This is a genomic window from Lentisphaerota bacterium, assembly GCA_016873675.1.
GTDB lineage: Bacteria > Verrucomicrobiota > Kiritimatiellia > RFP12 > JAAYNR01 > VGWG01.
Genome location: VGWG01000197.1, coordinates 1 through 2,511, shown reverse-complemented (window position 1 = coordinate 2,511; position 2,511 = coordinate 1). Strand labels below are relative to the sequence as shown.

2 protein-coding genes are annotated in these 2,511 nt (G+C 64.2%); both read left to right on the top strand.

The window, feature by feature from the left end:
- The first annotated feature begins 185 nt into the window (after window positions 1-185).
- Window positions 186-944, top strand: coding sequence for a hypothetical protein (locus FJ222_12610; GenBank protein ID MBM4165262.1), 759 nt, complete (start codon window positions 186-188; stop codon window positions 942-944).
- On the top strand, window positions 941-2,122 hold the full coding sequence (locus tag FJ222_12605; GenBank protein MBM4165261.1) for an alanine--glyoxylate aminotransferase family protein: 1,182 nt from the start codon (window positions 941-943) through the stop codon (window positions 2,120-2,122). The genes FJ222_12610 and FJ222_12605 overlap by 4 nt, the downstream gene beginning before the upstream one ends.
- Window positions 2,123-2,511: the final 389 nt, after the last annotated feature.

Sequence of the window (2,511 nt, the reverse complement as noted above, 5' to 3'; positions counted from 1 at the left end):
ACGCCGCCCCGGTCATTCCGGTTGCCTCGAACTCCCCGATAATCCGCTCCCACTCCCGCCGCGTTGCCGCCCGACGTTCAGCCCATCCTTCTTTCGATTCGCTCATGCCGATTGCTCCTTTCAAGCAACCAGTATCGGCGACCTGATGTTTAAAAGGAAGATGCGGTTGGTGAGACGCTTACGCCGTGGCGGCACGCATTGAGGCCGGCTCTCCCTCGGGGCGCATGATCGTCAATGCCCGGTCGTACGATGACCTGACTGTGGCGACCGAAGGCATTCGCCGGGCGCGCCGCAGAGGCCGGAGGTTCCTGTTCCGGACCGCCGCTTCCTTCGTCCGTTCGTACAGCGGCATCACCGAGCGGCCGCTTCTGGCGGGCGAGGAGATTGTGGATCCGACCGGAAGCGGCATCCTGGTCATCGTCGGATCGTATGTTCCGAAGACCACGGCGCAACTGGACCGTCTGTTGACGGCAGAAGCGGTTGAGGGGGTCGAGTTCAGCGCCAGAGCGGTGACAGCCGGCAACGGTGATGCCGAAGCGGACCGCGTGCTGCCGTTGGTCGAGTCCGCGCTGCGCGCGGGCCGCACGGCCGTCGTCTACACCTCGCGGGACGTTCTGCTGACGAGTCGGATGCAATCGGAATCCAATCTGGAACCGTCTGCCGCCATTTCGACGGCATTGGTCTCGCTGGTTCGGCGCTTGCAGACACGCCCGCGTTTTCTTATTGGGAAAGGCGGGATCACGTCAAGTGCCGTGGCGACGCAAGGGCTTGGCATCCGCCGGGCGACGGTGCTCGGGCAAATCCTGCCGGGCGTACCGGTCTGGCGACAGGGCGCCGAGGCCAAATGGCCCGGCGGTAGTTTGATCGTGTTTCCGGGTAACGTAGGGGACAATAACGCCTTGCGCGAGGTGGTCGCGCAGTTGAAACAAGGAGACTCCGCATGAATGCACTGAAGGATATTAAGGAAACGCTGCTGATGGGACCGGGGCCTTCGTGTGTGCCGCCGGCGGTTTACGCCGCGCTGGCGCTGCCGACGGTTGGACATCTCGACCCGCGCTTCATTGCCGTGATGAACGAGATCAAGGCCATGCTTCAAGAGGTGATGCAGACGAAAAACGAAGTCACCCTGCCGATGTCAGGTACGGGGTCCGCCGGCATGGAGACCTGCTTCGTCAACCTGATCGAGCCCGGAGATCGCGTGCTGGTGCTCATCAACGGCGTGTTCGGCATGCGCATGCAGGATGTCGCGACGCGCCTGGGTGCGCAGGTTGACACGATTGAGTTTGAATGGGGTACGCCGGTGCTGCCCGATGCCGTGCGCGCGAAACTCGCGGACAACCGTTACCGGATCGTTGCCATGGTCCATGCGGAAACGTCAACCGGCGTGTGCAATCCCGTGGCGGAGATCGGCGCGCTGCTGAAAGGCTCCGACGCCCTCTATCTGGTCGATGGCGTCACCAGCCTGGGAGGTATTCCTGTCCAGCTCGACGCCTGGGGCGTGGACGCCTTCTACAGCGGCACGCAGAAGTGCCTCTCCTGCCCGCCCGGACTGGCGCCGGTCAGTTTTTCGCCGCGGGCGATTGAGAAGCTGCGCAACCGCAAGACCAAGGTGCCCAACTGGTATCTCGACATCAGCCTGATCATCAACTACTGGCAGGGCGCCAAGCGCGCCTACCATCACACGGCGCCGATCAACATGCTCTACGCCCTGCATGCCGCGCTGTCGGTGATTTTGCAGGAGGGGATGGACCGGGTTCATGCCCGGCATCGCGCCGCGCACGAGCAACTGGTGGCCGGGCTGGCAGCCATGGGCATGCACATGCTGGTGGCGCCGGACTATCGCCTGCCGATGCTGAACGCCGTGAAAATTCCAGCCGGCGTGGACGATGCGGCGGTGCGTAGCCGCTTGCTGACGGAACACGGCATCGAAATCGGCGCGGGTCTGGGCCCACTGGCCGGCAAAGTCTGGCGTTTCGGCGTGATGGGCCATACCGCCCGTCCTGAAAACGTCGAGCGCCTGCTGACGTGTCTGAAAGAGTCCCCGCCAGCCAGTAGCCAGTGCAACACTGGCTACTGGCGGGCGGGGAATTCGTTCCTTCGTGTGAAAACGGGGTCATTTTGACACAGGACGGCGGCGTTTGCAAGCGCAGGGCGGTCGGCGGGGGCCGCGGAGAGGCCGCGAGGGCACGGCAGGGCCGCCTCCCCCATCCCCCCGTCCGGCGGTATTCCGCCGGACGGGGGGATGGGGGAGAGAAACATGCATCACCCTTTGCTGGCCGACGCCGCTCACGCGGCTGCGGCAAGGAAGGCTTTCATCACCTCCCTCGGCGTCTGCCAGTCGAGGCACTTACGCGGGCGGTCGTTCAGAAAGATGTCGATCCTGTGCAGATCCGCCGCGCCCATCGCCGCGAAAGACTCGCTCTTCGGGAACAAGCGCCGAATCAACCCGTTGGTGTTCTCGTTCGTCCCGCGCTCCCAAGAGTGGTACGGGCGGGCGAAGAACACGTCCGC